At 56.8% G+C, this 818-nt stretch carries 3 pseudogenes; all 3 read left to right on the top strand.

The annotated features are described in order from the left end of the window. A pseudogene (locus tag ACZYOF_RS44035) lies at positions 1 to 128 on the top strand (nitrogen fixation protein NifQ); the annotation flags it as partial. Further along, a pseudogene (locus tag ACZYOF_RS44040) lies at positions 125 to 631 on the top strand (FAD-dependent oxidoreductase); the annotation flags it as partial. The pseudogenes ACZYOF_RS44035 and ACZYOF_RS44040, both read left to right, overlap by 4 nt. 32 nt (positions 632 to 663) lie before the next feature. Beyond that, positions 664 to 818, top strand: a pseudogene (locus tag ACZYOF_RS44045) (ferredoxin family protein); the annotation flags it as partial.

Here is an 818-nt window from a genome sequence, read left to right on the forward strand (position 1 = left end):
TGCGTTTCAAGCGCAATGAGAGCGATGAGGGCGCAATGTTGCGTGATCTCCTGCTCGCGCAACGCTCGACCGAAGGGGATATCGGCAACTGGCTGGCTGCGATGATCGCGCGTCGCGCGATCGAGCCCCCCTGATCGAGGGCTCGGAGGTCAAGGAATATTCTGCGCACCTCATCCCTGAAGGTGGCTACAAGGCAATCCCGCAGCTGTATGCCGAAGGTTGGGTCGTGGCCGGCGATGCGGCGCAGCTCAACAACGCCATTCATCGCGAGGGCTCTAACCTCGCGATGACCTCGGGCCGCATTGCGGCGGAAGCTATCGTCCAGGTGAGATCACGGCGTTATCCCATGACTGCGGCAAATCTGTCGCTCTACAAGAAGATGCTGGACGAATCCTTCGTGATCAAGGATCTCAAGAAGCACAAGGATATGCCGATGCTGATGCATACCAACTCGCAAAACTTCTTTCTCACCTATCCGCAGCTCGTCGCCAGGGCGATGCAGAACTATGTACGGGTCGACGGCACGCCGAAGGCCGAGAAGGAGAAGCTGACGTTGAAATCCTTTGTCAATGCGCGGTCATGGACCGGTTTATTTGGCGATGCATTCCGCCTCGCGCGCGCTTGGCGATAACCCATCAGAATCAAAGCTAAGGAAGCTGAAATATGAATGTCGAGACATCAGTGCGCGTCGAGGACAAGCTGTTCTACAACCGCTATCTTGTCGACGTCGGTCATCCTCACATCAAAGTACGCGCACATACGAAGCCGTCCCCACAGCTGCTTGCACTCTTGAAGGTCTGCCCGGCGCGCTGCTATGA

It is taken from the genome of Bradyrhizobium sp. LeoA1Lang (genome assembly GCF_055413685.1).